Below are 25,670 nucleotides of genomic sequence, written 5' to 3'. Positions count from 1 at the left end.
CCTTGCAGCGGGGCATTCCTTTTAGCCGAACGCGGCTTATTGCCAGCGCTTGAAGGTCTTGAGGTGTTCGAGCGTCTTGGTCACCGTGGTGGTGATCTTTTCCACACTGTCGGTAACAGGCACGACGAGCACGTTCTCGGTGGCGGGATCGGGCTCTTCCAGGGTGGCGAACTGGCTGTCGAGCAGGCTGGCCGGCATGTATTCGTGCTGGCGCCGCGCCATGCGTTCGCCGATCACCTGTCGGTCGCCCTGGAGGTAGACGAACAGGATCGGCTCGCCCGCCTGCTCGAGCAGGTAGTCGCGATAGGCCCGCTTGAGCGAGGAGCAGGCGCCGACTGCTGCACCCTTCTTGTCCGCGGCCTCGTGCAGGGCTTGAGCGAGCCGCTGAAGCCAGGGCCAGCGATCCTCATCGACAAGCGGAATGCCGGCGCGCATTTTTTCCACATTGGCGGGCGGATGATAGCCGTCGCCATCGAGGAATGGCGTATGGAGGCGCCGGGCGATGGACTGGCCCGTGGTGGACTTGCCCGAGGAACTGACCCCCATAACGATGATGATGCGGGCGTTAGACCGTGGCTGAGAAGGCGCCGTCGACATAGAGAATGTGTCCATTGATGAAGCTGGCTGCGTCGGAAGCGAGAAATACCGCGGGCGGTCCAAGTTCGGCAACTTCGCCCCAACGGCCCATGGGGGTGCGGGTTTCGACCCAGCGATTGAACTGAGGATCGGCTATCAGCGCCTCATTGAGCTCGGTCTTGAAGTAGCCCGGGGCAATGGCGTTGATGTTGAGACCATGGCGAGCCCAGTCGGCCGCCATGCCGCGGGTCAAATTGGCAATGGCAGCCTTGGCTGCGCCATAAGGGGCAACATTGGGCCGGGCGACATTGGTCAGGATCGAGCAGATATTGATGATCTTGCCTTGGCGGCGGGCAATCATGTTCTTGGCCACGGTCTTGCTGACCGCGAAGGTGGCCGTGACATGGGTCGCCAGCATGGTTTCGAACTTGTCGAGCGGGAAGTCCTCGAGGGGACCCCGAATCTGGATGCCGGCATTGTTGATGAGGATGTCGATGGACCCGAGCTCGGCTTCGCAGTAGGCGACCGCCTCCTCGATGCTATCGATGCTGGTGACGTCGAAGGCCACTGCATTGACGGTGGCGCCGGTGGTGGCGAGTTCGGCCGCTGCCCGGCCCAGCGCGGTGGCATCACGGGCATTGAGGATCACGGCGGCGCCCGCTTGGGCTAGGGCAGTTGCCATGGCGAGCCCAAGGCCGCGACTTGAGCCAGTGACAAGAGCCCGCTTTCCCGCAAGGCTGAACAGAGACGAAGATGGCACGGTGATCCCCTAAACTTGCGCAAACCTACGGGCGCGAACGGCGCGAGGCAATGGCGCCTTCCATACATGAGGCTTTTAGGCGTAAAATATGCCTCGGCAGGGCCTTCCGTCGATGGTCCGTTTGTGGTCAGGTTCGCCGCCGCGCGGGGCAAGCATGTCTCGCGCATGAATGGCGACGCATTTTCTCAGAAGGACTGTTTGCATGTCGACAGCGGATATCGGCCTTATCGGGCTGGCAGTGATGGGCTCGAACCTGGCGCTCAACATCGCCGAAAAAGGCTATACCGTTGCCGTTCACAATCGTACAGCGTCTCGAATCGATGACTTTGTTGCAATGGCAACCGAGCAGGGTCTGGTCGGCAATGTAATCGCGAAGGCTGACCTGGCTGAGTTCATTCAGTCGATCAAGCGTCCCCGCTCGATCATCATCATGGTCAAGGCCGGCGCGCCGGTTGACGAGATGATCGAGCACCTGCTGCCTTATCTGGAAGAAGGCGACGCGATCATCGAGTGCGGCAATTCGCTGTTCACCGATACCCAGCGCCGATTCGATTACCTCAAGCCCAAGAATATCGGCTACCTCGGCGTCGGCGTTTCGGGCGGCGAAGAAGGCGCTCGCCATGGTCCCTCGATCATGGTGGGTGGTTCCGAGCAGCAGTGGCACAATGCCGAGGCGGTGCTGACCGCGATTGCGGCCCAGTTCAATGGTGAAAGCTGCTGCGCTTATCTGGGTGAAGGTGGCGCGGGCCACTTCGTAAAGACCATCCACAACGGCATCGAGTATGGCGACATGCAGATGATCGCCGAAGTTTATGGCGTGATGCGCGACGGGTTGGGCATGAGCCCGGGTGAATGCGCCGATGTGTTCAAGGAATGGAACAAGGGTCCGCTTAATTCCTACCTAATCGAGATCACCGGCCATGTGCTGGCCGCCATCGACGAGCAGACCGGGCAGCCGCTGGTCGAGTTGATTCTCGACAAGGCGGGGCAGAAGGGCACCGGCGTTTGGTCGGCCATTGCCGCCCAGCAGATGGGCGTGCCGGCAACCGCCATCGAGGGCGCCGTAGCAGCCCGCTCGATTTCGGCGCGCAAGGATGAGCGCGTAGCGGCCGAAGCGATCTATGGCAAGCCGAACCGGACCAAGACCGAGGTGACGCTGGCCGAACTGGAACAGGCACTGCTCGCCGGCAAGATCGTGTCCTATGCGCAGGGCTTTGCGGTAATCGCCAAGGCCTCCGAGGAAAATGGCTGGGCCTTGCCGCTGGCAACCATCGCCAAGATCTGGCGCGCTGGCTGCATCATTCGTTCTCGCTTCCTCGACCAGATGTCGGCGGCCTATGCCAAAGGGGGCAACACCAATCTGCTGGTGGTGCCAGACTTTGTCGCTCTGATGAAAGAAGCCCATCCGTCGCTGCGCAAGGTGGTGGCGGCGGGCGCTGTGGGAGAATTCCCGCTGGTCTGCCTTTCGGCGGCGCTGAGCTATTTCGACAGCTATCGCCAGGCTCAGGGCACGGCCAATCTGATCCAGGGGCAGCGTGATTTCTTTGGTGCGCATGGGTTCGAGATCGAGGGACGTGGCTCGAACCTGCATGCCAAGTGGCCGTCAACCCTCGAGATCGCAGCGCTCAAGCCGGTGATCGGCGGCTGAGACTCAAAGACACAGCAAGCACAGGGGCTCCGCTGAGGCGGGGCCCTTTTCCGTTGCCTAGAGCGTCCTGAACATTACGTAGCTGTCCACAAAGCCGTGGACGGGATGGTCGAACGCTTTCGGCAGGGTTCCGACTATGGCGAAGCCGAGCGACTGCCACAGGGCCACAGCGCGCTGGTTGGTGGAGACCACATGATTGAACTGGATGGCCCGAAAGCCGCAGGCGCCGGCCTGCTCAATCGAGTGCGTGCCCATTGCCCTCGCAACGCCGCGCCCTTGGGCGGCAGCGGCGGTCATGTAACCGCAATTGGCGACATGGGCGCCGGGGCCGAGCTGGTTGGGTTTAAGGTAATAGGTACCCAGCACGCCGTTGTCATCTTCAGCCACGAAGACCTGATGGGCGGGGCTAAACCAATATGCCAGCACCTGCTCGTCATCGAGGTCGCGAGGCATGGCGTAGGTTTCGCCGGCCCGGAGGACTGGCGCAACGATGGCGAGGACCGCCGAACGGTCACCCTCAAAGGCCGGGCGAATCTGCATTGGTTATTTCTCGTCCAGAGGCGGGGTGCGCAGCTGGCCGGGCGGCGCCATTTCGGGAACAACGGGGTGGTTAGCCACGCTCGGGCGATGGCTGAGTTCGAAACGCCACGCGGCAACGCCAAAGAGCACCAAGGCTACGAGCACGGCGATGCCGCTGGCGACGAACGGAGCGCCGGGGAAGTAGTGTCCGGATTCCGGTGCGCTCGTGTAGTAGGAAAATATCTGTGTGGCGGCCAGCGGACCGATGATCGTGGCGAGGGAGCTGGCGGCATTGACCGCACCTTGTAGTTCACCCTGGGAGTTATCTGGCACCTGCCGCGACAGCACGCCGTTGATGGCAGGTGGGGCGAGCCCGCTGATCGTTCCGACGGCGATGAACAGATAGAGCTGGTAGACATCCGCTGAAAAGGCGATGCCGGCAAAGGCCGTTGCTGCTGCCAATAGCCCGATAATACCGACCGCAGGTTCACCGATGCGTTTCGACAAAGGCGCTGCCAGGACAGCCTGGCTGATAGCGAAACCGACCCCGAATGCGCCCAGCGTGCGGCCGATAGAGGACGATGTGAAGTTGAACATATCCACAGCGTAATAGGGGAACACATTGGGCAGCGCCTGAGTGGTCAGCTGCAAGAAGAAGAGCACGGCGAGTAGCCAGAGTACGGCCGGGTATTTACGAAGGGCGGCAACCGCGCCGAAGGGGTTGGCGCGGCGGATGTCGAACTTGCGGCGCGATGCCTTAGGCAGGCTTTCGGGGAGGACCAGCAGGCCGAACAGGAAATTGGCAAAGGCCAGGCCGGCTGCAGCATAGAAAGGAACGCGCGGCCCGATTTCACCCAATTCGCCGCCAATCACCGGGCCGATAATAAAGCCGAGGCCGAATGCCGCACCGATCAAGCCGAAGCGCTGGGTGCGTTTATGGGGCGGAGTGATGTCGGCCATATAGGCGGTTGCCGTGGCAAGCGCCGCTCCAGCGATGCCGGCAATGATCCGGCCGATAAACAAATACCAGACGAAGGGCGCGATGCTCATCATCAGGTAATCGAAGGTAAGGCCGAGCAGGGAACACAGCAAGACTGGTCGGCGCCCGTAGCGGTCGGACAGATTGCCGAGCACGGGCGAAAACACGAACTGCATAAACGCATAAGCGAACACAAGATAGCCGCCGATGACCGCCGCCTGCGCGACACCGCCGCCTGTCAGTTCCTCAAGCAGCTCGGGCAGCACGGGCACGATGATGCCGACGCCGATCATATCTAGAAGGATAGTTACGAGGATGCAGGTAAGGGTCAGGCGGGAGCGGATCGCGGTTTGCATGAGCGGGCGCTCCCATTGAAATTACTGTCGAAACGGCTTGCAGTTGACACAGGCAGGCTCCCCAACGCAAGGGCATGAGGGCAGATCAGAAGCGAACATCCCGCCTCTTGATCCGCAATAGAGCGTTATCTGGGGCGAGGCTGTGGCGCATCGGTGTCGAAACCATAAAGCCAGGCCAAGCGCCTGAGGTGGCCGCGGCGACCCTGCAGGGTGATGCCGAGGTTGCGGGCGCTGGAGAATGGCCAGGGCAGGTGAAAGATGCGGCCGTTTTTGCGTGACAGCTTGGCTACCCTTTTTACCCGGGGCTGGCGGAGTGCCGCGTAACGCATGAAAGCTTCGGCCGGATCATTGGTCTCTATGAGCAGAGGCGCCAGCGAGGCAGCGTCTTCAATCGCCATGGCTGCGCCCTGCGCCTGGAACGGCACCATGGCGTGCGCGGCATCACCCAACAGCGCGATTGGCCCCCGGTGCCAAGTGTCGGTCGAGACGGTGTAAAGGGGCCACGCAGTCCATTGATCACCCGCCAAATCCAAGATCGCTCGCAGCCGCGGGCTACGAGATGGCTTGAAGGCCAATGTTGGATGCTGCGCAGTTTTGTCGTCCCTGTGTTCGGTGAAGAGCGCCAGGTTGACGAGGTTTCGATGAGGCAGGGGATAGCACACCAGGTGCAGGTGGGGACCGAACAGCACAGACACCCGATCAAGCGCTATCTGCCCGTGCAGCGCATCGAGCGGGAGCAGCGTGCGCCAAGCAATCCGACCCGAATATGTCGCGGCGGGACCGCCCAGCAATTGGGTGCGGGTGCGGGAGTGTACGCCGTCCGCGCCAATCAGCGCGGCGCCGCGCAAGGTGCGGTTTTGGCCGTCCGCTTCCTCGATCGTGAGGGAGACGCCGGCCTTGGTGGTCTGGGCGTTCCAATTGCCCACGCCAAACATCACGTCGATATTGGCGAAGCGCCGCGAGGCCTCATAGAGCGTTTCGGCGAGATCGGCGCGGTGCATCACCGTATAGGCCGCACCAAATCGCTCGAGCATCAAGGGCGCAAGTTCCATCGTTACGAGCGGGTCGGGACGGCCGAACGGATAAACGTCAATACCGGCCGGCTCGAAGCCGCGAGCGTTGATCAGCTCGCCGACACCGAGCCGGTCGAGCACACGTCGGGCATTGGGGCTGATTTGGAGCCCAGCGCCGAACTCAGACAGCCGAGGGCTCCGCTCCAGTATAACGACGTGAGCGCCGAACTTAGCGAGCGCGAGAGCCAGGGTCAGGCCGCCGATGCCGGCACCGGCGATGAAGAATGTGCGGCCAGAAGCTGGCATGTTCCGTAACGTGCCGATGCCTCAGATCACATCGGCCCGGTAAACAGCAGTGGGAGGGATGGCAGTGCCGGCGGGCAGAGTCGGGCTGAACACATAATGGGTAGAGCAATAGGGGCAGACAACGTCATCGTCCTTGCCCATATCCAGGTAGATGTGGGGGTGGTCAAAGGGAGGCAACGCGCCGATGCACTGGAACTCCTTGGCACCTATCTCAATCTGGGCGAGGCCATCAGTGTTGTGGAAGTGAGGCGTGGTGCCGTGTGCCATGGTCAGACCCGGAGTGATTGGAGTGGCCGGACCATAGTGCAAGGCAAGCAACAAGAAAAGGGCGACGGCGGCCCGCCTTTGGGCTTGCTTTAACGCGCCGATGCCGCAAAACCGGACGGCAATCAGCTCAAGAGGATGCGAACTTGCCACGCTTTGAATCGGATGGCCTGAGCCTTGCCTTTGCCAGCTATGGAGAAGGTCCCCCCATATTGTGCATCCATGGCTTTGCCTCGAGCGGCAAGGTGAACTGGGTGGACACCGGCTGGGTCGAGACCCTGACCGGAGCCGGATACCAGGCCATCACCATCGATAATCGCGGGCATGGCGAGTCGGACCGGCCGCATGATCCGGAGGCTTACTATCCCACCGCGATGGTGCGCGATGCTGTGGCGCTGCTGGACCATCTCGGCATCGGACAGGCGGCGGTGCTGGGCTACTCGATGGGTGCGCGGGTGGCAGCGTTCATGGCGTTTGAGCATGAAGAGCGGGTGGCTGCGCTAGTGCTCGGGGGCATTGGAATGAACCTCATCAATGGGCTGACCGATAGCAGTGACATCATCGCGGGCCTGACAGCGCCGAGCCTTACCGGGCTGACGCATCCGACTGCGCGCCAGTTCCGCATCTTTGCCGACCACACCAAGTCCGATCGCGAGGCATTGGCCGCCTGCATGGAAACCTCGCGGCAACCGATGGCGCGTGCCGATGTGCGACGCATCACTGTTCCCGTGCTGGTTGCGGTTGGTGAGGCGGACGAAATGGCCGGCTCCCCCGAGGATCTGGCGGGGCTGCTGCCGCAAGGGGAAGCTTTCGTGATTCCCCGACGCGACCATATGCGAGCGACGGGTGACACCAAGTTCAAGGCCGTTGCGCTAGAATTTCTGGGGAGGACTTTCCCGGCTCAGCAAGGTTCGTGAACCAAAAGCGCGGCTGGGGCTTTGTCTTGTAGAATGAAATGGCCTATATCGGCACTTCCCGATGAACGGAGCTGCGGCCGTGACCAGCAACGCCAAGAAGTCTGCTGACCTGCAAATCGTCGATCCCGTTTGGGAAGCGGTGCGCGCCGGTGCCCGGCAGATTGCAGCCAATGAACCCTCGCTGGCAAACCTGGCGCTCTCCGCTGTGCTCAACCACGATAGCTTCGAGCAGGCGCTGGCGCATCGGCTGGCGGCGCGGCTCGACCATGATGATGTTTCGGCCGACCTGATCCGGCAGGCCTTTGGCGAAGTTCTGGCTGACCATCCTGAAATAGGACAAGCGGCGCGCGTGGACCTTGCCGCCACGCTCGAGCGCGATCCAGCCTGCCATCGGGCGGTGGAGCCCCTATTGTTCTTCAAGGGCTACCAGGCGATTCAGACCCATCGCTTTGCCCATGCGATGTTCGAATCCGGGCGGCGCGATTTCGCGCTTTATCTGCAGAGCCGGGCGAGCCAGGTGTTCCAGGTGGACATCAACCCAGCCGTGGTGATCGGGCAGGGAATCATGCTCGACCACGGCACGGGGCTGGTGATCGGGGAGACTGCGGTCATCGGCGACAATGTCTCCATGCTGCAGAACGTGACGCTGGGCGGCACGGGCAAGTCGGACCAAGACCGACACCCCAAGATTGGCAATGGTGTGCTGATTGGCGCCGGCGCCAAGGTCTTGGGCAATATCAAGATCGGCGATTGCTCGCGAATCGGCGCCGGATCGGTGGTGCTCAAGGAAGTGCCGCCGCGCGTCACCGTGGCCGGAGTGCCGGCAAAGATCATTGGAGAAGCGGGGTGCGCTCAGCCGGCGCTGGTGATGGATCAGGTGGTGCTGGTCCACGACCTCAACGCCTGAGTGGCGATTGTTACCGCTAAAATGCCACCAGGCGGGGTTGTGCGCGTTTGTCTCCTGACTAGATTGCGGCCAACACCAATCAGCAGGACACCACGCCCGTGAACCATCCCGAGATCATCAAGCTGCAGAAGTTCCTGCAAACCAAGTTCGGCAACAAGAATATCGACGTGCGCCCGCGTCCCAAGCTCAACGACTCCGTTGAGGTGTTTATCGGCGATGAGTCGATCGGGCTGATCCATGCCGACGACGAAGACGGCGACAAATCCTATATCTTCAACATGTCGATCCTCGATATCGACCTGGATGAAGTGAACTAGGTTTTCTAGCCGTTCTGCCAGGCGCCGATCGGCTCAAGCCAGCGCCGCATTTCCGCATCGAACAGGCGCCACGATCCAAGGATCGTGGCGTCAAATGCATAGACGGCAGCGATGCCGGACCCGAGATAAACCGTGCGCAGGCAACGGGGCGGTGTACCCGCTTCGACCGGCTCCGCGCATTTGGCGACAAATGGGTTGGGTGAGAGCGCGTCATACCAGACGCTTTCCCCCATATAGCCCTGACCCATCCCCAGGGGCTTGCCGACAAGACCCGGAACCCCTGCTAGTGTGTCATCCCCGAACTGGTGCAGATAGACTGCGTCCAGCAAGGTGCTGCTGGTGCGAGCGCGACTGCGGGGCACCAGAGAAATGTCAACGGGCAAGGCTTTGCCCGCGCCTTGGGGCGCAAACATCACCCGCAGATCGATCTGGTCGGTAAAGCCACCGTGAACTGGCTCCCCGTAACGGAACCATGACGCCGGTATGGTGAGTTCACGTCCTGAAATGGTCTGACGAATCGTATTCCCGTCAGCATGGTTCGGCTGGGCAGGTGCAGAAGCCTTGGTGAAGCCGTCGAGCAGATAGGCCGCGCCTACCGCCAGCAACAAGACCAGAACCGCGATCCCGGCAAGATTATAGGCCACCGAGGGGGCCTGGGACATGGCGGTCGAGGCTGAGCGTGTTTGCATGTGGACAGCATTAACCAGGTGTTAAGGGTCGGGGTGACAGCGCATTGGACGCGCAATATGCTTAATGGAAGGTTAATGGCCGGGGCTTGGCCCGGTCCGGGTGGGACACGAAACATGTCGAGTGAATTGCTGCTGGCAGGATTCATAATTGGGGTGGGGCTGTGCGTGGCGGGCGCCGGTACCCACCTTTATCAATGGCTGGCGCGGGAGCAGGCGCTGCTTCGCGTCGATGGCCCAACATTGCCGGTGTCGCTGGGACATTTGGTGATGAGCTTTGTGTGCGGCCCCTATATCATGTTGCAGATGGGCCTTGAGCGCGACAGCGGCCATATCTCTGTCGGCTCGGCGCTGGTAGGGGCGATGGTTGCCTTTGGTTGGGCGTTCGTGACGGGGTTGTTGTTCATGAGCATCTACGTCGCCGTCCGGTTCTGACGGGACAAGCAGAGTGAATTACCTTTTTGTTGGCTGTTGCCGGGGCTAGTTGACGGCGGCGATGATCATCTCGCGGCTGTCGATCATGTCCACCCACTGACCCGGATTGTCCTGCGCCTGACGCTTGATGAACTGATAGGGCGTTTCGCTCCACAGCCGCACATCGCCGTCCTGATTGTCCAGCACAAGGTCACCGCGATCGGTGCGGACGATGAGAACGGCATGGCCGTTGCCGTTGGCTTCCCGAACCACAGTGATCAGCAGCGTGCTGGCGGGCCAGCCGGCCTTGATCAGGTCGCGGCGCTTGGCGAGGGCGAAGTCTTCGCAGTCACCATAGCCATTGGGGTAGGTCCAGAATTCGCTGACTTGGTAGAGGATCTCGTCGGTGACCGGAACAATCGTGGTGTTGATGTTGGTGTTCACATCGAGCAGCTGCTGCCAGCGCGCCGGGGTCAACGGCATGGCAGCGACCACTTCGGTGTTGGGCCGGCACTCCGCCGGGCGTGAGGCACAGAACTCGGCATGGCCGACCGGGATGCTCGTTGGAGCGGTGGCGGTTTGCACATAAGCGACATTGGTGAGATCGAGCGCCTGGGAGGGCACCGCTCCCAGGCCTAAGGCCAGGGTGAGCAAGGCTGAAACTAAAGCCATCTTGGTGCGGTGCATTGCGTGATCTCCTCGATGGAGACCAAACTAGAAGGCGCCGCTTGCACCGGTCCGAACACTGCCGAGTAGTTTTTATGCGAGTTTTATCGATTGGAGCAGGGGCTGGTTAACCATGAGGGCCTGGTGCTTCGGCCAGGCGGGCCAGCACGGTGGCATAAGCATCGTCGTCCTGCCCCGCCCCGTCGCGGCATTGCTTGGAGCCGATCTGGATGCTGGTGGCCGTCGGCAGACGCGGGCTGGCATAGGTGAAATCGGCTGCGCGGCTTTGTCCACCGTGTATCAGCCAGTTCTGGTGATGCACAGCCAGGTTGTGGCCTTCGGCGTCGACCACCACGGCGGTGACGCAGACATAGTCGGTGTCGCGCCGGTCATTGTCGCTCAGCTGCTGGCGCAGATGCAGGGTTTGGCGGTCCCGATCAAGCGTGATGGTGATATCGACCCATTGGTCGCGTTTCCAATCCCACTTTTCGTGAAAGTGCGGGCAGGCGAGAGTGCCGGTGGGCTGCGGAACGCAGTCGGCCACCTTGATGCTCTGCCACGCATAGCCGTGCCAATCACCCCGGCCATCGGCAAGGGCGCCGGAGATCAGGATCGTGCTGCCGGTAACAAGCAGGAGGGCAATGGCGGGGGCGAAGCGGGTCATGAGGTCAACATAGCCGCTTTTGGTGGGCAAACCAGCAGCGAGCATTGCTGCGGCAGCGGTGCTTGTTGCTCTGGCGCACGGCAGCGGCTAATCCAAGGCCCGGCGCCAGTGCGCAAAAAGGGGCATGTCCATGAAGTTGGCCTTTGTTATTCCGGCCTATAACGAAGAAGCGCTGATCGGAAAGTGCCTGGAATCGGTGGTGGCGGAGATTGCCCGGTCCGGTGCCGATGCCGAAATCATCGTGGTCAATAATGCCTCGACCGACCGCACCGGCGAGATCGCGCGCAGCTTCCCCACGGTGCGCGTGGTGGATGAGCCCAAGAAGGGTCTTGTCAATGCGCGCGATGCTGGCTTCAACGCCACGAACGCCGAACTGATTGCCAATATCGACAGCGATACGATGGTGCCCGAGGGCTGGATCGATACGGTGCTGCGCGAATTCGGCAAAGACCCCAAGCTTGTCTGCCTCAGCGGGCCCTATATCTATTATGACATGAGCTGGTTCAACCGCGCACTCGTGAATGCCTTTTATGGGCTGACCTACCTCATCTACATCGTTAATCGCTTCATCCTGCGCGTCGGATCGGTGGTGCAGGGCGGCAACTTCGTGTTCAAGCGGGCCGCCTGGGCCCAGGTCGGCGGTTATGACCGATCGATCCAGTTCTTTGGCGAGGATACCGACGTGGCGGTGCGCTTGTCCAAGGTCGGTGGCGTGAAATGGACCTTCGCGCTCAAGATGAAGACATCGGGCCGGCGGCTGGAAAAGGAAGGCGTGTTCCGCACCGCGGGCACCTATACGCTGAACTTTTTCTGGGTGACCTTCCGGGGCAAGCCGGTGACCAAGGACTACAACGACATTCGCCGCAATTAACTGCCACCGAAGCAGAAATCGGCCTACGGCTGACAAGCCACTGGCGTTTTGATTTTGGGCGGGACAGTATGGGTTCGGACCCAAGCGAAAGGCGAATGCCATAACCCAGGATCGGACCATCGAAATAGCTGCAGATCCCGCGCCCGACGCGCCGGAACCATTATCTGCAATCCTGCTTGGCATCGCCCAGAATGTGGAACGTGAGCGGATCTCCATCGGGGATCTGCTGCAAGCTCTGCAGCATCGGGCGAGCGGGGCACTGATGTTCCTGTTCGCGGTTCCCAATGCCATCCCGGTGCCTCCCGGTGTCTCCGCGGTGCTCGGGGCTCCGCTGATTTTCCTGGCGTTCCAACTCATGCTCGGGCAGCGGCCATGGCTGCCCAAGGTGATCACCAACCGCTCCTTGTCCCGCACTGAGTTCGAGAAGGTGGCCAATCTGGCGGCGCCGTGGCTCGGCAAGGCGGAACGCCTGATGCGACCACGGCTGCAGATGCTGGCCCGACCACCGGCGGAATATGTGGTTGGTGCTGTGTGCCTATTGTTGTCCATCATCCTCTTCTTGCCCATCCCACTGGGAAATATGCTGCCGGCTTTCACCATTTGTGTGTTGTCGCTGGGCGTGTTGCAACGGGATGGGGTGTGGATCCTTATCGGCATGTTCTGCGCCGTGGCGGCGGTGGTGATTGTTTGGGGCGTTACGCTGGCATTGCTGTGGAGCGCCTTGTTCGTGCTCGGCCATGTGTTCGGGTTCAGCTTCGGCGCCTGAGGCATCGCTTTGTCGCATGGTTGCAACGCTTGCCCGGCGTGACCATTTCCTCCCTGTTGATCCAGAAAGGGAGAGTCAGCATGAACTCCGAAGACCGCTACGCGATTGACGGCTTGTTCGAGCGCATCGAGCAGGTGGCGCGCAACAGCCCGCCACGGGACCGGGAAGCCGAGATGCTGATCCGGCAGCGGCTGACCGAAGCGCCGGCCTCGCCCTACTACATGGCGCAAACCATCATCGTGCAGGAGCGCGCCCTGGAAGGCGCCCAGGAGCGCATCGAGCAACTGGAAGCTGAATTGGCACAGGCGCAGCGCGGTTCGGGCGGCGGCTTTCTCGGCGGCGTGTTTGGCGACGCAAACCGACCTAGTGGGCAGCAAAACAATCGGCAGGGGCCTTGGGGCCGACGCGACAGTGGTGACTACCAGGAGCGCCGCAGCCCGGGGATGGGCGGGGGCGGCGGCTTTCTGGCCGGCGCCGCGCAAACGGCGCTGGGCATAACCGGTGGCGTATTGCTGGGCAGTGCGATTGCCGGGATGTTTTCGGGAGATGCGCATGCCGGAGAGCTTAACGCCGATGAGCCGGGCGGGGATAACGGCAGCGAGCAAGATGCTGAGCAGGATTTTGGAGGCGGCGACGACTCCGACTTCGATATTGGCGGCGAATTCTAGGAGTCAGTACTTCTCGTAGAACTCGTTGCCGCCCGCTTCGAGCACATAGTGCATGTTGTTGTAGGGGAAGCGCAGCCCGGCGGTGTGGAAGTGCTTGGCGCCCCGCACCCCGGGGTGGCGGGCTCCCCGCATGACCTGGTCGGCCGTTTGGGCGGCCAGGATCGCGCCGGAGTCCGTCATCTTCCGGCTGAGCACGCCCTGGGCGAATTGCTTGGGTTGGCCGACGACGCCACAGACCGACTTGGGATAGCGGGGGTCATTGACCCGGTTCATTACCACGGTACCAACCGCCAGCATGCCTTCAGAGCTCGAGCGGTTGGACTCGAAATACATCGCGCGCATCAGGCATTCTTTTTCGCTGAGCCGGGCAGTGCCGAAGCTCATGCCCAAAAAACTGCAGCCGCCCAGAGTTGAGGCGGCTACGGTTACGGCGACGAGGCGCAGAATGGTTCTGGTGGCAGCGCGCATCGGCGGACTCCGGTGTGTGGCACAAAAGCATGCCAGACCGAAAATGCCGGAACATATTTAAGGAAAGTCTGCCAAACGCGGTTAAGTGCCGGTTAACCGTGCCCTCCTCAGCGGCGACGCCGCGCAAAGAGGGACGACAGCAGCACGAAGGTGCCAAGCGCCACCACCAGTGGTACAGGGTCATTCTTGATCGCTTTGCCGGCGTGGCGGGCCTGGCGGCCAAGCAGATGGGCGGCTGCAGAACCATACTCACCCAGATCCTGCGCCAGTTCGGCCGCCTGATGCTGCGCATCGTGCAAAGCATGCGAGCCCGCCTTGCGGGCAGGGGCGACACGACCGGAAAGCTCCTTGCGCAGATGCGCCAGTTGGCGGGTAAGGTCTTCGATGCGGGACAGGGCATGCTCGGTTACATTGGCCATGGGGTGACGCTCCGCCGTGGTTTTAACTGATTGCACAACACCGGGGAAAGATTGGGGTTCCGCCAGCGCTTTTTGCAGACCCTGAGGAGGGAACCGCAGGGGCTGCCCTTGGATTGCGTGAGCGGCGTCACGATATGGCGTTTACATCAGAGGAACGCCCCAATGTCCGGCAAGAGCAAGGCTCGCCTGTTTCGCCAGTTCGACAAGTTGGAGCGGCGCGTGCCCAATTTTGCCGCAAGGGCTCTGGAATGGCTTCGACGGCCCGGAGCGCGACTGGTGCGGATCCCCCTTGGGGTGTTGTTGATCCTTGGCGGCGTCTTCAGCTTTCTGCCGGTGCTGGGGGCCTGGATGCTGCCGCTGGGCTTGCTGCTGCTGGCGATCGATCTGCCGTTTTTGCGGGGGCCGGTGAACGCCGTGATTGTGACTGGCACGCGTAAATGGACGACTTGGCGGCGCAAGCGGCGCGACCGCAAGGCGGCGCAGAACCACGAGACCCCCCCTCAATAGTTACCGCCCAGCGTTTGCAGATTTGTAACCTTCGCATCGCAATCTACGGGACGGGCAGCACTGGAACGCTGCCAGACTGAAGGTCGTGATGCGCAATTCGGAAGCAGTGTTCGAAGCAGCCTGGACAAGACCTGCGAAGGCCCGGCGGCCGGTGGCAAGCGATGCGGTGTTTGCCGAGGATGTCGAGGCAGAAGCCGAGCGCCGCTTGCGCCTGTTGCGGATCGATGAATGGCGACGGCGGGCATTTGTGACCGGACGGCAGATGCCACCCGAGATCCGGCAGATGGAAGACCAGATCAACCTGGCCACGGCAGCGATCTGCCGGCTGGCGCCGATCCCGGCCGATTATCGGGATGACGTGTATTGGCCCCAGCACTGGCGCTGAAGCCTTCGAGTCCCTTGTTAGGCTGGATCGAGTTCGAGCAGGCTTGACTGCTCGCTGTCGAGTTGCGCCTGGAGGGCTTGGACGAGACCGAAGCGTTCGGCCACATCGGGCGCGTAGCGGATCAAGTCCGGGCGGAGGCGGATCAGCGCTAGGTCCTTGACCTTGGCTTCCAGCATCACGTCAAAGTCGAGCCCGGCCGCCGTGCGCATAAAGGTGGCGAACTCGAACGGGTTGACGAAATCGGCGTGACCCGTCCAGACCGGCGCGGCATTGACCATTGTGGCTTTCCCCGTTTTCTTGTCCTTGCGCGGCAATTGTCGCATCTCGGTGCGGGGGGAGGAGAAGTGCACCTTTGGGCGCACGCCATCTGGCCAGGTGCGCAGAATGGCGGTGAGCGTTTCGCGCAGGCCGGCATGTTCGGGATTGAGGCACCAGAAGTGCTGGTGGTCAAAGATCAGCCGGACGCCGGTGTGCTGGTGGATCCATAAGACGTCGGCCGCCGAGAAACGCAGGTCGTCGTGTTCGAGCACGAGGCGGCGCTGCACCGGCTCGGGCAGGCTCTTCCAGGTTTCCACCCAGCGGGTGCGGGCGGCCTCCTTGTCGTCGTAGACGCCGCCGACATGGATCACCAGCACGGCCTCGGGGCCAAGCTCCATGGCGTCGAGCATTTCGGCCTGGGAGGTCAGGTCCCAGACGCTTTTGCGCACGAGCTCCGGATCGGGGCTGTTGAGGACCACGAACTGACTGGGATGGAAGGACAGGCGCAGCCCCAGCTGGCGGGCCTTGGCGCCGGTGGCGGCAAGCTCTGCACGGCTGTCCGCCACCATGGAATGAAAGAGCGGCATGTCGGGGTGGGTGGCATAGGGGGCCAGGTCCGAACTCATGCGGTACATGTGGATGCCGTGACCCACCAGATAATCGAAGATGGCGTCGAGGTACCCCAGCGAGACTTTGAGATGCGGGGCGTTCTGGGCGCGCCGGGCATCGTTGCTCTTAAGATCGGGCTTGCCCATGATCTTGACGGGTACGCCCAAGCGCATCGGGAAATTGTCCATCCGGTACCTCCGGAGAAGGGAATGCCGCGCCCGGCGGCGCGTTCCCTTGACGGATGACAACCATTCACCGGCTGCCTCGTTAAGCTGGCAGGCGAGGGACCAGGCACGATGCCGCAGCAATGGGCGCAGTGGGGAAACGCAGTTGAGCGCTGGATGCGCGATTTCCTTGGGCTCTACTGGAACGAGTGGACGCTGCTGCAGGCGGTGCTCATCGCCCTGGCTTGGGTGATCGCGAGGTTTGCCGGCAAGGCGCTGGAGCGGCGGCTGGAGCGCTGGGGCCGGAGCATAAAGGGCAACCCCGACCTGCTGCGACTGGTGATTGCCACGATCCGGCGCTCGCGCTGGGTGGTGTTCGTGGTCGTCCTCTTCGTAATGCGGCTCACCATGATCGCGGCCGATGTTCCAGATGCGCTGCTGGCGAGCGTGCTGCTGCTGTCGGCGGCCTGGCTGGTGCTTTCGGTGCTCACGCGGCTGATCCGCAATCGGAGCCTGGCCCAGGTGGTGGCGGCGATCGGCTGGATCTATGTGGCCGTGCTGGTGCTAGGGATCGGCACGCCCGTGGCTCAAGCGCTCGATCATCTGGCGTTCAGCATCGGCGAGGTGCGCATTTCGGCGCTGCTGGTGATCCGCGCGGCACTGGTGGTCACCGGGGTCGTGTGGCTGGCGCTGTTTATCAGCCATGTGATCGAGGGCCGGATTGCGCGCGCCGATGATATGTCGGCTTCGGGCAAGGTGCTGTTGTCCAAGCTGATCCGCATTGTGCTGGTGATCGGGGCGGGCGCATTTGCGCTCACAGCGACCGGGGTGGATCTGACGGCCCTGACGGTGATTTCGGGCGCTGTTGGTGTTGGCATCGGCTTTGGCCTGCAAAAGGTCGTGTCCAACTTCATCTCTGGCATCCTGATCCTCCTTGATCGCTCGGTGAAGCCGGGGGACACGATCGAGGTGGGCGAGACCTTTGGCTGGATCACCGAATTGCGGGCGCGCTTTGTTTCGGTGGTGACGCGGGATGGGCGCAAATATTTGATCCCGAACGAGGATTTCATTACCCAGCAGGTGATCAACTGGAGCTATTCGGACCAGAATGTGCGCATCGATGTGGAGTTCGGCGTCAGTTACGAATCCGATCCCCATCATGTCACGGCCGTGGCCATTGCCGCTGCCCGGGGGGTCGAGCGGGTGAGCGCCTTCAAGGAGCCGGTGTGCTGGATGACCGCGTTCGGAGCATCGTCGCTGGACTTCAAATTGCGGTTCTGGATCAACGATCCGCAAAACGGGCTGACCAATGTGCGCGGGCAAGTGCTGCTGGCGCTGTGGGACGCGTTCAAAGTGGAAGGGATCGAGATCCCGTTCCCGCAGCAGGATGTGCGGTTCAAAACCCCGTTGCGTCTCGAAAAGGAAGTGTAGCTCGTGCTCGTATTTCTCGACTTCGAGGCATCATCGCTGGAAAAACAGAGCTATCCGATCGAAGTGGGCTGGGTGCGGGAAGACGGCAGCGGCGAAAGTCTCCTGATCAAACCGGCACCGGGATGGACCGATTGGGATCCGGGTGCCGAAGCTATTCACCATATCACGCGGGAAGAGCTGGTGGATAAGGGTGTTGAGGCGACGGAAGCCTGCGAGCGGGTGCTGCAGCTTTGGGATGGCAACCGCGTGTTTGCCAGCGCCCCATCCTGGGATGGGCATTGGCTAAGCATGTTGCTGCGAGCGGCAGGGCATCCACGGCATCTGGTGCGGCTGGAAGCAACGGACCTGGCCTTTGCTGAGGCCGCGGCAAGTCGAGGACTGGGGCCCGATGAGGCACAGGCGGTGATCGAAGCGGCGCGGGCGGAAGCGGACAGTCAGCCAGTGGCCCACCGGGCGCAGGAGGATGCCCGGCGCGAATGGCAGATATGGCGCAAGGTGCTGGGCGAGGCCTGAGCGGTTGCGCGAGGGAGTTGGCTGATCAACACTGGCAGCAGACGGCCCGGCAGGATCGGGCAATGCCAAAAATCGGAGGGCCGCCATGCGCATCTATCTTGTTCTCGGACACCCCGATGCGGAGAGTTTCAATGGTGCGCTGGCCGATGCCTACCAGGCGGCGGCAGAGGCCAAGGGGCATGAGGTACGCCGGCACAATCTAGGGGAGCTCAAGTTCGATCCCATTTTGTGGCACGGCTATGAGGTGATCCAGGAGCTCGAGCCTGACCTCAAGGCCGCGCAGGAGAATATCGAATGGTGCGAACGGATCGTGCTGTTTTATCCGGTGTGGTGGGGATCGGTGCCGGCGCTGCTCAAGGGCTTTTTCGACCGGGCGATCCTGCCGGGCCAGGCCTTCAGCTACCACGAGAATGACCCGTTCTGGGACAAGCTCTTGAAGGGGCGCGACGCGCAACTGTTCACCACTTCGGACGGGCCCTCGATCTATCTGCTGCTGGCTTATCGCAACAGCGATGTGGCGACGGTCAAGAATGCGGTGCTGCAGTTTTGCGGGATCAGGCCGGTCAAGGTCACCCGGTTCGGGGGGATCAAGACGTCGAGCGCGGCGCAGCGGGAGAAATATCTCGAGCAGGTGCGCCGCGCCGTTTAGCTCCCTCAGGCCGGCACCGGCTCGAGCCCCCCGGAGGGTTGGCTCGGGCGTGGGAAGGCGAGGGCGACGGCTGCCGCTGCAAGCCCGATCAGGGCGGAGGCGATATAGAGCCAGTGGTAATCGCCGAAGGTGTCGAAGATCCAGCCACCGCCAATGGGGCCGAAGGCCATGCCGATGCTGGAGGTCATGGTGATGCCGCCCAGAACCGTGCCCATGACATGGGCGGGGAAGTAGTCGCGGGCCAGCACGGCATAGAGGGGCATGACCCCGCCATAGGCGAGGCCGAGCACGGCGGCCAGCATGTAAAAGTCGGTGATCTGCGTCACATAGATATAGGTGTAGATGCCGGCTGCCTGGAGCAGGAGCCCGCCGATGATGATGCGCTTGACGCCCAGCCGGTCGGCGAGGAGGCCAAAGATCAGGCGCCCGAAGAGACCGGCCAGGCCCTCGACGCTATAGATGCTGGCGGCAGCGAGGGAGGAGGCGCCGCAGAGCATGGCGTAGGAGACGGTGTGGAAGATGGGGCCGGAATGGGCGGCACAGCAGAGAAAGAAGGTGCCAGCGAGGACGACGAATTGCGGGGTGCGCAGCACGGTGCCGATCGAGCCCTTGGGCGCTGTGCTGGTAGCGTTTTGAGTTGGCTCGGAAGCGGGGGCTTCGGCCGGGGCGCGGCGGATCAGCAGGGCTGTGGGCAGGAGAATGGCCCAGGCAACAATGGCGGTGAGCAGCATGGCCGAGCGCCAGCCATAGGCGGTGATGAGCACGCTGGCGAGCGGGGTGACGACCATGGGCGCCACGCCGCCGCCGATCGACACCAGCGCGACGGCAAGGCCGCGGTTCTGATTAAACCAGCCGATCGTCGTGGCCATGATGGGCGCGAAGAAGGCGCCGATCGAGGCGCCCATGACCCCGCCATAGGCCAGCTGGAAGACCAGGAGATTGGGGGCGCGGCTGGCGACGAGGAGCCCGAAGCCCAGGATGCAGGAGGCGAGCAGCACAACCGGACGGGCCCCGATGCGGTCGGTGACCGTGCCCCAGGCAAAGCCGGCTACACCCATGACGAGAAAGCCCATGGTCATGGCCAGCGAGATGCCGGCGCGGCTCCAGCCGGTGTCATCGGCAATGGGCTGCAGATAAACGGGCAGGGCAAACATCGAGCCCGCCGCCACACAGGTGATCACGGCGCCGGCGCCGACGATCACCCAACCATAACCACGCTCCATCGCCTGCTCCTCCAAGCTTGTGCCTGATCATAGACGATTGGGGCCGCGGGGGCGCGACAATGGCGATCAATTTATTTGCGGGGCGGGAATGCGGACGTGCCAAATCTCCGCTCGGCCAAGGGCCAGCGGCTGCGACATGGGGCAAGGATCGCCTCGGTGCCGGTCGTCCGGCAAAAGGTATAGGTGAAGCGAGCCTTGCCCCATGCTATCCCGGAGACTCTATGGAAAGGACCGTCCTCGGCTTAAGCCCGTGCCGAAAGACAAACCCGGGGGCTCAAATCGGGTCACAGATCATCCTTTAAACCACAGGACATGGAGCGACCCCCATGCCATCCGGCGTCCCCATCCCGACCGTTCGTCGCGACCGCGCAGTTGCGCATGAAGATGGGGCAACAATAACCGAGCTTTTGGCACCGGGGATAAGTTGAGCGGGCGGCCCCGCTTGCCGGGAGCCCACGGGCCTAGCCCAGATCGAGCGAACGGGTCAGCTTGCTTGGAGCAGGCGCTGGGGTTCGGCGTGATCGCGGCGGGCCGGGCGCAGGCGCAGTTCACCCTGGAGGGCGTGGCCGAGCTGGCGGGCATGGTAACGCACCACGGCTGGATTGACCTCGAGCAGTTCGGCCAGATCGGCGGTGGTCATGCCCTGCTTGAGGCCCTCGGCGACAATGGCGCGGCCGGCATTGGTGAGGTGACCACCTTCCGTCTTGAACAGGCGCCGGACCTGCTTGAGCCTGGCTGACAAGGCCAAGGTTTCTTCGGCATGGCGCCGAAACGTGGTTTCGTTAAACATCCTTTTAGCTCCGGTTTTCAGCCACTTATATGGTGATGGAGGGCCCGGTTTTGAAGGGTTTCAGCCCTTGAGGGGCAGCACGGCCTCGCAGAAAAGTTGAACCCGTTGAGGCGGCGTGGTTTGCTCCCGGCTATGTGCAACGACTATGAACAACATGTCAGCCAGGCGGACTATGCGCGGGCGATTGCGGCGCTGGAGGTGGGCGTAGCGGGGGAGCCCGAAGCGGCGCTGATCCGGGCCGATGATATCCGCATCGGCGATGAGGGGCCGGTGCTGCGCGCCGCAGGCAACGGGGTGGAACTGGTGCTGATGCGCTTTGGCTTTCCGCCGCCGCGGCCCAAGGCGGGGCCCGTGTTCAACTTCAAATCCGATGGGCGGCATTTTGCCGATTCCCGGCGCTGCGTCGTGGTGCTGTCCGGGTTCTTTGAATTCACCGGCAGCAAATATCCCAAGACCAAGTACCGCTTTACGCTGCACGACTCGCCTGTGATGGGAATTGCCGGGTTGTGGAGCGAGGCGGAAGACGGGGCCCTGAGCTTTACCATGCTTACCACAGAGCCTGGCCCCGACATAGCACCGATCCATGACCGGCAAATTTGCGTGTTGCGGCCCAAGGACTGGGCAGCCTGGCTGTTCCTGACACGGCCGGAAGCGGAACTGCTGGCGCCGTTGCCCGCAGGCTCGCTCCAGGTAGAGGTGGTGCGAAAAGGGGCGGAGTAGCGCCCCGTTCAGACGGGATCGCGGACTATGGCGATGTTGAAATAAACATGGCCAAGGGTCTCGTAGAGCCGGATCCACATGGACGCGAGGCTTTCCATGGCCCGGCAGGCCGTCAAGTCGCCCAGATCAAGAATGTCGCGCCAGCCGAAATCCTGCAGCAGTTCGATGACTGCGGCGCGGGCTCCTGCGTCATTGGCCGCAATAAACATAGTGTGGGGCGCCGACAGGCGTTCGGGGGCCCCCATCAGTTGGGCGCTGACGAAGTTGAGCGTCTTGACCACACGGGTGTCGGGCAGCGCGTTCTGCAAGCTTTCGCCCAGCGTATGGGTGAGGGGACCCGTGATGACGGATTGGAAGTTGCCGACATCGATCAGGAGCTTGCCGGCAAGGGGCAGGGGCGGCAGGATCGCCATGGCGTCTTCGCCGTGAAGGGCATTGACTAGCCATTCGCCATGCTCGGCCGCCTCCGAATGGCTGAGGACGGGGATGCCATCCTGATCAGGGCGGGGATGGCGCGAGCCGAACACGACGTCATGGCCGAGAGATTTGAGCTTGCCGGCAACGGCCGAACCGACCTCACCAGTTCCAAATACGGCGATACGCATGGGCAACCTCCAGGGGGTATGAGCCGGATAGCACCGACAATGGGATCGGCGTGAGCGGTCGGCAAGGGCGATAAACGCGGAGGCGGCGCAATGGGTTCATCGCGGCGCCGGCTCGGGATTAACCGGGCAATCACTATGATTGGCTTGGCGGGCAAGCGAGGATGAGCGTAGTGGTGAGCATCCCTCCCTCGAGCGATCGCGCGCCAAAGCGGACCGAGCAGCATGCATTACGATTTCTGTGTGATCGGGGGCGGCATTGTCGGCCTGGCGACGGCCAAGGCGCTGTTGGCCAAGCGGCCAGGCGCTACGCTGGTGCTGCTGGAAAAGGAAGCCAGCCTCGGACAGCACCAGACAGGTCGCAATTCGGGGGTGATCCATTCGGGCATTTATTATGCGCCGGGGAGCCTCAAGGCCCGGCTGTGCAAGGAGGGAATGGCGCGGACCAAGCAATATTGCCGCGAGCAGGGCATTGCCTTTGAGGAACGCGGAAAGCTGATCGTGGCGACCAATGCACTTGAGGAGGAGCGTCTGGCCAAGCTGCACCAGCGGGCGCAGGAAAACGGGATTGCGGTGGAGTTGCTCGACCGCGCTGGTATTGAGGCGATGGAGCCCAATATCACCGGCCTGAGCGCCCTGCTGGTCAGGAGTTCGGCCATTGTCGGCTACAAGCAGATCCTTGCGGCGCTGGCGGCCGAGTTGGCCGAAGCGGGGGCCGAGATCCGGTTATCCACCACGGCGGACTATATTCAGGCGCGCGGCCGCTGGGTGGAGTTGTCAGCGGGAGGCGTGCCGTTCACGGCAGGGCAGTTGGTCGCCTGCGCCGGGCTGCAATCGGACCGGGTGGCGCGCCTCGCCGGCCTTGAGGTAGACTTTGCCATCGTGCCGTTTCGCGGGGAATACTACCGGCTCGCCAGCCAGCGCGACCAGGTGGTCAAGGCCATGATCTATCCAGTGCCCGACCCCGATTTGCCGTTTCTGGGCATTCACCTGACGCCGATGATCGGCGGTGGGGTGAGCGTAGGGCCCAATGCGGTGCTGGGCCTGGCGCGCGAGGGCTACAACAAGGGCGCGGTCTCCCTGCCCGACATCGCGGCAGCGGTGGGGTTTCCGGGGTTCTGGCGCACGATGGGCCGCCATTTTCGGGCGGGCGCCGAGGAAATGGCCAATAGCCTGTTCCGGCGGCGCTATCTGGAGGCGTGCCGCAAGTACTGCCCGTCGCTGACCCTTCAAGACCTGACCCCGATGCCGGCGGGCATCAGGGCGCAGGCGGTGCGGCGCGACGGGACCATGGTGCAGGATTTCCTGCTGCTGCGGGGGGAGCGCATGCTGCATGTGTGCAATGCACCGTCTCCCGCAGCAACATCGGCCCTGCCGATCGGCGAGCACATCGCGCGCGAAGTGCTCGAAGCGGCGAACTAGGCGGTAGGGCTTCTGCTGATCAGTTCGCGGTAAAGCCGTACTGTTTCGTCATCGGGCCCGACACCCAGCTCCTCCCGCAGCCGCTTGCTGCAATCATTGAAGAGTTGCTTGACGAACGAGAACTGGCCCTTGGCAGCCGCGTCATACATCAAGGCGCGGTGGGCGCCCTCATGATATGGGTCGATCTGCAGCAAGCGGGTGGCACAGGCATGGCGCTCCTGAGCCGTTAGATCGGTGTCGAGCTCGATGGCCTGGGAGACCGCACTGATGAATTCGTAACGCAGGGCAGTTCGCTGAAAGGCCAGCCACTCCTCGAACCCTTCGCCCGCCGAGCGCAGGGATTCCAGCAGTTCCCCCCGATAGATCTCGCACATCCGCACGCAGCCCTTGGAGGTGGGATTGGCGGCGATATCCAAGAATTCGGCCAAGTCGATATAGATGTTCTGGTCCAGATTAAGCCAGGCCATCTGTTGATCGGCAGAAAACAACTCGAAGTTGTTGTCGTCCTGGAACTTGCGGATACGCGCCACCGTTTGGCGGATATCGGCATTGGCCTGTTCGGAGCCATTGTCCGACCAGATCAGATCGCCGATACGCCGTCGCACAACCGGTTTTCCGTGTCCTTCAAGCAGGATGTAGACCAAAATTCGCAGCAAGTTGAACGGTGGATTGATCAACCTGCCCGAAGATTGCACATGGCAATTTCCGAAGGTAAAAATCGACACCTGTGCCGTTCGGCCGTCTATCACATACATGATATCCCCCCCGGGTTCCGGCTTACGATCTGTAGTTTAGCAATTATGACACGCCTAACTCGTCGGCCCTCCTTACGACGGTGATCGTAGCGGATGGGTCGCGGCAACAGTCAGTCTATTATTGTAGTGGTTTGCGCGGATTGACTGGTGTTGCTGTCCGTGGCCGCCTGGACTTCAATTTACTCACGCTAGGGGTTTTTAACGCCCCTTCATAGCGTCCGTACGATAGCGGGCATGGTGCCGGCTGGTGGGGTGTCATAGCCCGGTCGTCGATCAAACGAGCGAAACACAGCCGCTGCCTGGGTGCGGTTATGCACCTTTAGCTTACGGATGATGTTGTGCACGTGCACTTTCACCGTGTGCTCGGACAGCTCCATCTTGGCCGCGATGATCTTGTTCTGATAGCCGTCGGACATCAGCTCAAGCACTTCGGCTTCCCGGTTGGACAGTACCCCAACGGTGTCGCTGCCCGTGGCTCCTTCCGGGCCACTCGAGGGACTGCGGCGGGTCAGAAAGCCGCGCGCGGCTGAGCGAGGGGAGGCGACGCTCGGAAAATACTCGCCACCATTAAGCAGGAGCCAGATTGCAGCTAGCCAGACATTGATCTGGAGGTTGAAGGGCACAAGGCCCTGGATCGCGCGTTCGGCCACAACAGCACGCAGCGCCGGATCCTCGCTCCAGCCATTCTCGACCAAAAGCGCGATGGGCGAGTCCGGGTAGCGCTCGCGGCATTGCGAGATCATGCCCGGTATATTGCGAAAGGCGAGAGCGTCCAGCAGGATCAGCCGCGGCTTGTATGGAACCGTGGCGTCCTCAGGCAGCTGACTCGATAGGGTTACCCCGACGCGCAAGAAGCACTGCTGAGCGGCCTTGAGCAGACTCTGGAATGTCACGCCAGTGTTCGCCAGGATGAGAATTCCGTCTCGGCCCTCTGCATCGCGCGACGGGGTCGTGTGCCAGAAGGCATAGATGCCTTCTTCCTTGTGGTTGATGACTTCCAACATGATTGCCCCAACTGATGATTTTTTAGTCCTATTTAACTTAGGACGCTCCCAAGGAACATACCCGTCGTGACACAGCCGTGACAAACTCGCGGCTCAAGCCAGACGAGCGCAAGTATCTTGGCAATTGATTATTTTGGGTGCGGTAAGGCTAGTAGGCCAAAATAGTAGCCGAAAAACGCTCCGGGGGGTTGCTTTGGGTTCCGCCGGGAGTTCTTCGAAGCGGGTCAAACTGGGTGAGATTTTCTTGTGCACGGGGTGGGGCCGAACTGGCGTTCTTGAGAAATCAGTTGCATTTTCAGATAATTAAGCTGGTTTCGTGAACCGGAGTAGTTTGTTCGGGCGGCCGAGTTCCGGCAACTCCCCAGTGGGCCCTTATCTTGGTAAGCGAGGAGCCATAGGGTTTATGGCTTGTTGCAACCTCCTATCGGGCGGGCGCTTTTCGGCCCGTTTCCCC

At 62.1% G+C, this 25,670-nt stretch carries 31 protein-coding genes and 1 pseudogene; 15 read left to right on the top strand and 17 right to left on the bottom strand.

The window, feature by feature from the left end; all coding sequences use genetic code 11:
* Window positions 1-36 precede the first annotated feature (36 nt).
* Window positions 37-597 carry a gluconokinase gene (locus HRU92_RS07450; protein WP_172123541.1) on the bottom strand — a complete coding sequence of 187 codons (561 nt, stop codon included), beginning with the start codon at window positions 595-597 and terminating at the stop codon, window positions 37-39.
* On the bottom strand, window positions 566-1,336 hold the full coding sequence (locus HRU92_RS07445) for an SDR family oxidoreductase (protein ID WP_349236701.1): 771 nt from the start codon (window positions 1,334-1,336) through the stop codon (window positions 566-568). Before HRU92_RS07445 ends, HRU92_RS07450 begins: the two co-directional genes overlap by 32 nt.
* A 202-nt stretch (window positions 1,337-1,538) precedes the next feature.
* Here HRU92_RS07445 and gndA point away from each other — a divergent pair, with 202 nt between their 5' ends.
* A complete protein-coding gene (gene gndA, locus HRU92_RS07440; RefSeq protein WP_172123539.1) occupies window positions 1,539-2,984 on the top strand; it encodes an NADP-dependent phosphogluconate dehydrogenase in 1,446 nt (481 codons plus the stop codon).
* Window positions 2,985-3,041: 57 nt separating this feature from the next.
* On the opposite strand, the gene HRU92_RS07435 is transcribed toward gndA, so the two are convergent.
* The 4 genes from HRU92_RS07435 to HRU92_RS07420 form a co-directional block, all read right to left on the bottom strand.
* Window positions 3,042-3,524, bottom strand: coding sequence for a GNAT family N-acetyltransferase (locus tag HRU92_RS07435; protein ID WP_172123538.1), 483 nt, complete (start codon window positions 3,522-3,524; stop codon window positions 3,042-3,044).
* A 3-nt stretch (window positions 3,525-3,527) separates the two neighbouring features.
* Window positions 3,528-4,838 (bottom strand): TCR/Tet family MFS transporter, encoded by a 1,311-nt coding sequence (locus HRU92_RS07430; protein ID WP_127753401.1) that lies wholly within the window; start codon window positions 4,836-4,838, stop codon window positions 3,528-3,530.
* A gap of 125 nt (window positions 4,839-4,963) precedes the next feature.
* A complete protein-coding gene (locus tag HRU92_RS07425; RefSeq protein WP_172123537.1) occupies window positions 4,964-6,157 on the bottom strand; it encodes an FAD-dependent monooxygenase in 1,194 nt (397 codons plus the stop codon).
* Window positions 6,158-6,178: 21 nt separating this feature from the next.
* Complete coding sequence (locus tag HRU92_RS07420; protein WP_172123536.1) at window positions 6,179-6,424, bottom strand: zinc-finger domain-containing protein; 246 nt, start codon at window positions 6,422-6,424, stop codon at window positions 6,179-6,181.
* Window positions 6,425-6,567: 143 nt separating this feature from the next.
* Between HRU92_RS07420 and HRU92_RS07415 the strand changes: the two genes are divergently transcribed.
* The 3 genes from HRU92_RS07415 (at window position 6,568) to HRU92_RS07405 (ending at window position 8,562) form a co-directional block, all read left to right on the top strand.
* On the top strand, window positions 6,568-7,338 hold the full coding sequence (locus HRU92_RS07415) for an alpha/beta hydrolase (RefSeq protein ID WP_172123535.1): 771 nt from the start codon (window positions 6,568-6,570) through the stop codon (window positions 7,336-7,338).
* A 79-nt stretch (window positions 7,339-7,417) separates the two neighbouring features.
* Window positions 7,418-8,245 carry a serine O-acetyltransferase gene (gene cysE, locus HRU92_RS07410; protein WP_248305088.1) on the top strand — a complete coding sequence of 276 codons (828 nt, stop codon included), beginning with the start codon at window positions 7,418-7,420 and terminating at the stop codon, window positions 8,243-8,245.
* 98 nt (window positions 8,246-8,343) lie between these two features.
* Complete coding sequence (locus HRU92_RS07405; protein ID WP_127753396.1) at window positions 8,344-8,562, top strand: DUF3126 family protein; 219 nt, start codon at window positions 8,344-8,346, stop codon at window positions 8,560-8,562.
* Between the two features lie 5 nt (window positions 8,563-8,567).
* On the opposite strand, the gene HRU92_RS07400 is transcribed toward HRU92_RS07405, so the two are convergent.
* Entirely contained in the window at window positions 8,568-9,251 is a 684-nt protein-coding gene (locus HRU92_RS07400) for a hypothetical protein (RefSeq protein ID WP_172123534.1), read from the bottom strand.
* Window positions 9,252-9,365: 114 nt separating this feature from the next.
* Between HRU92_RS07400 and HRU92_RS07395 the strand changes: the two genes are divergently transcribed.
* Window positions 9,366-9,683, top strand: coding sequence for a hypothetical protein (locus tag HRU92_RS07395; protein WP_127753394.1), 318 nt, complete (start codon window positions 9,366-9,368; stop codon window positions 9,681-9,683).
* 45 nt (window positions 9,684-9,728) lie between these two features.
* Here the strand turns inward: HRU92_RS07395 and HRU92_RS07390 are convergent, their stop codons facing one another.
* Both HRU92_RS07390 and HRU92_RS07385 read right to left on the bottom strand, forming a co-directional pair.
* Window positions 9,729-10,349 carry a transglutaminase-like cysteine peptidase gene (locus HRU92_RS07390; RefSeq protein ID WP_248307051.1) on the bottom strand — a complete coding sequence of 207 codons (621 nt, stop codon included), beginning with the start codon at window positions 10,347-10,349 and terminating at the stop codon, window positions 9,729-9,731.
* Window positions 10,350-10,455: 106 nt separating this feature from the next.
* Window positions 10,456-10,992 (bottom strand): hypothetical protein, encoded by a 537-nt coding sequence (locus HRU92_RS07385; RefSeq protein ID WP_127753393.1) that lies wholly within the window; start codon window positions 10,990-10,992, stop codon window positions 10,456-10,458.
* A 130-nt stretch (window positions 10,993-11,122) separates the two neighbouring features.
* Here HRU92_RS07385 and HRU92_RS07380 point away from each other — a divergent pair, with 130 nt between their 5' ends.
* The 3 genes from HRU92_RS07380 (at window position 11,123) to HRU92_RS07370 (ending at window position 13,297) form a co-directional block, all read left to right on the top strand.
* Window positions 11,123-11,863, top strand: coding sequence for a glycosyltransferase family 2 protein (locus HRU92_RS07380; RefSeq protein ID WP_127753392.1), 741 nt, complete (start codon window positions 11,123-11,125; stop codon window positions 11,861-11,863).
* Between the two features lie 118 nt (window positions 11,864-11,981).
* Window positions 11,982-12,629, top strand: a complete 648-nt coding sequence (locus tag HRU92_RS07375; protein ID WP_349236870.1) for an exopolysaccharide biosynthesis protein — start codon at window positions 11,982-11,984, stop codon at window positions 12,627-12,629.
* Between the two features lie 80 nt (window positions 12,630-12,709).
* Window positions 12,710-13,297, top strand: a complete 588-nt coding sequence (locus HRU92_RS07370) for a DUF2076 domain-containing protein (protein WP_173087985.1) — start codon at window positions 12,710-12,712, stop codon at window positions 13,295-13,297.
* A gap of 9 nt (window positions 13,298-13,306) precedes the next feature.
* On the opposite strand, the pseudogene HRU92_RS07365 reads toward HRU92_RS07370, so the two are convergent.
* A pseudogene (locus tag HRU92_RS07365) lies at window positions 13,307-13,660 on the bottom strand (cell wall hydrolase); the annotation flags it as partial.
* A gap of 212 nt (window positions 13,661-13,872) precedes the next feature.
* The gene (locus HRU92_RS07360) at window positions 13,873-14,184 is read right to left on the bottom strand and encodes a hypothetical protein (protein ID WP_127753388.1); all 312 of its coding nucleotides are present in this window, start codon (window positions 14,182-14,184) and stop codon (window positions 13,873-13,875) included.
* Between the two features lie 162 nt (window positions 14,185-14,346).
* Between HRU92_RS07360 and HRU92_RS07355 the strand changes: the two genes are divergently transcribed.
* Window positions 14,347-14,691: a hypothetical protein gene (locus HRU92_RS07355; protein WP_127753387.1), complete on the top strand. Its 345-nt coding sequence runs from the start codon at window positions 14,347-14,349 to the stop codon at window positions 14,689-14,691.
* 88 nt (window positions 14,692-14,779) lie between these two features.
* The gene (locus tag HRU92_RS07350) at window positions 14,780-15,076 is read left to right on the top strand and encodes a hypothetical protein (RefSeq protein WP_172123532.1); all 297 of its coding nucleotides are present in this window, start codon (window positions 14,780-14,782) and stop codon (window positions 15,074-15,076) included.
* A gap of 17 nt (window positions 15,077-15,093) precedes the next feature.
* Here the strand turns inward: HRU92_RS07350 and uvsE are convergent, their stop codons facing one another.
* Window positions 15,094-16,131: a UV DNA damage repair endonuclease UvsE gene (gene uvsE, locus HRU92_RS07345; protein ID WP_172123531.1), complete on the bottom strand. Its 1,038-nt coding sequence runs from the start codon at window positions 16,129-16,131 to the stop codon at window positions 15,094-15,096.
* 153 nt (window positions 16,132-16,284) lie between these two features.
* On the opposite strand from uvsE, the gene HRU92_RS07340 reads away from it, so the two are divergent.
* From HRU92_RS07340 to HRU92_RS07330, 3 genes are all read left to right on the top strand, one after another.
* Window positions 16,285-17,538: a mechanosensitive ion channel domain-containing protein gene (locus HRU92_RS07340; RefSeq protein ID WP_248307050.1), complete on the top strand. Its 1,254-nt coding sequence runs from the start codon at window positions 16,285-16,287 to the stop codon at window positions 17,536-17,538.
* A 3-nt stretch (window positions 17,539-17,541) separates the two neighbouring features.
* Entirely contained in the window at window positions 17,542-18,051 is a 510-nt protein-coding gene (locus HRU92_RS07335) for a transcriptional regulator (protein WP_173087983.1), read from the top strand.
* An 85-nt stretch (window positions 18,052-18,136) separates the two neighbouring features.
* Window positions 18,137-18,700 carry an NAD(P)H-dependent oxidoreductase gene (locus HRU92_RS07330; protein ID WP_172123528.1) on the top strand — a complete coding sequence of 188 codons (564 nt, stop codon included), beginning with the start codon at window positions 18,137-18,139 and terminating at the stop codon, window positions 18,698-18,700.
* Window positions 18,701-18,705: 5 nt separating this feature from the next.
* On the opposite strand, the gene HRU92_RS07325 is transcribed toward HRU92_RS07330, so the two are convergent.
* Window positions 18,706-19,923 carry an MFS transporter gene (locus tag HRU92_RS07325; protein WP_172123527.1) on the bottom strand — a complete coding sequence of 406 codons (1,218 nt, stop codon included), beginning with the start codon at window positions 19,921-19,923 and terminating at the stop codon, window positions 18,706-18,708.
* A 484-nt stretch (window positions 19,924-20,407) separates the two neighbouring features.
* Window positions 20,408-20,713 (bottom strand): hypothetical protein, encoded by a 306-nt coding sequence (locus HRU92_RS07320; protein ID WP_172123526.1) that lies wholly within the window; start codon window positions 20,711-20,713, stop codon window positions 20,408-20,410.
* Between the two features lie 132 nt (window positions 20,714-20,845).
* On the opposite strand from HRU92_RS07320, the gene HRU92_RS07315 reads away from it, so the two are divergent.
* A complete protein-coding gene (locus HRU92_RS07315; RefSeq protein ID WP_172123525.1) occupies window positions 20,846-21,433 on the top strand; it encodes an SOS response-associated peptidase in 588 nt (195 codons plus the stop codon).
* A gap of 8 nt (window positions 21,434-21,441) precedes the next feature.
* Here the strand turns inward: HRU92_RS07315 and HRU92_RS07310 are convergent, their stop codons facing one another.
* On the bottom strand, window positions 21,442-22,038 hold the full coding sequence (locus HRU92_RS07310) for an NAD(P)-binding domain-containing protein (protein ID WP_173087981.1): 597 nt from the start codon (window positions 22,036-22,038) through the stop codon (window positions 21,442-21,444).
* 222 nt (window positions 22,039-22,260) lie between these two features.
* On the opposite strand from HRU92_RS07310, the gene lhgO reads away from it, so the two are divergent.
* Complete coding sequence (lhgO, locus tag HRU92_RS07305) at window positions 22,261-23,457, top strand: L-2-hydroxyglutarate oxidase (protein ID WP_173087979.1); 1,197 nt, start codon at window positions 22,261-22,263, stop codon at window positions 23,455-23,457.
* On the opposite strand, the gene HRU92_RS20855 is transcribed toward lhgO, so the two are convergent.
* Together HRU92_RS20855 and HRU92_RS07295 are read right to left on the bottom strand one after the other, a co-directional pair.
* Complete coding sequence (locus HRU92_RS20855) at window positions 23,454-24,062, bottom strand: BTAD domain-containing putative transcriptional regulator (RefSeq protein ID WP_164854832.1); 609 nt, start codon at window positions 24,060-24,062, stop codon at window positions 23,454-23,456. The genes lhgO and HRU92_RS20855 overlap by 4 nt on opposite strands.
* 359 nt (window positions 24,063-24,421) lie before the next feature.
* Window positions 24,422-25,216 carry a response regulator transcription factor gene (locus HRU92_RS07295; protein ID WP_127753376.1) on the bottom strand — a complete coding sequence of 265 codons (795 nt, stop codon included), beginning with the start codon at window positions 25,214-25,216 and terminating at the stop codon, window positions 24,422-24,424.
* Window positions 25,217-25,670 lie beyond the last annotated feature (454 nt).

It is taken from the genome of Devosia sp. 1635 (assembly GCF_013185955.1).
GTDB lineage: Bacteria > Pseudomonadota > Alphaproteobacteria > Rhizobiales > Devosiaceae > Devosia.
Note: the sequence above shows the minus strand (reverse complement) of the source record. Positions and strands in the feature narration are given on the sequence as shown.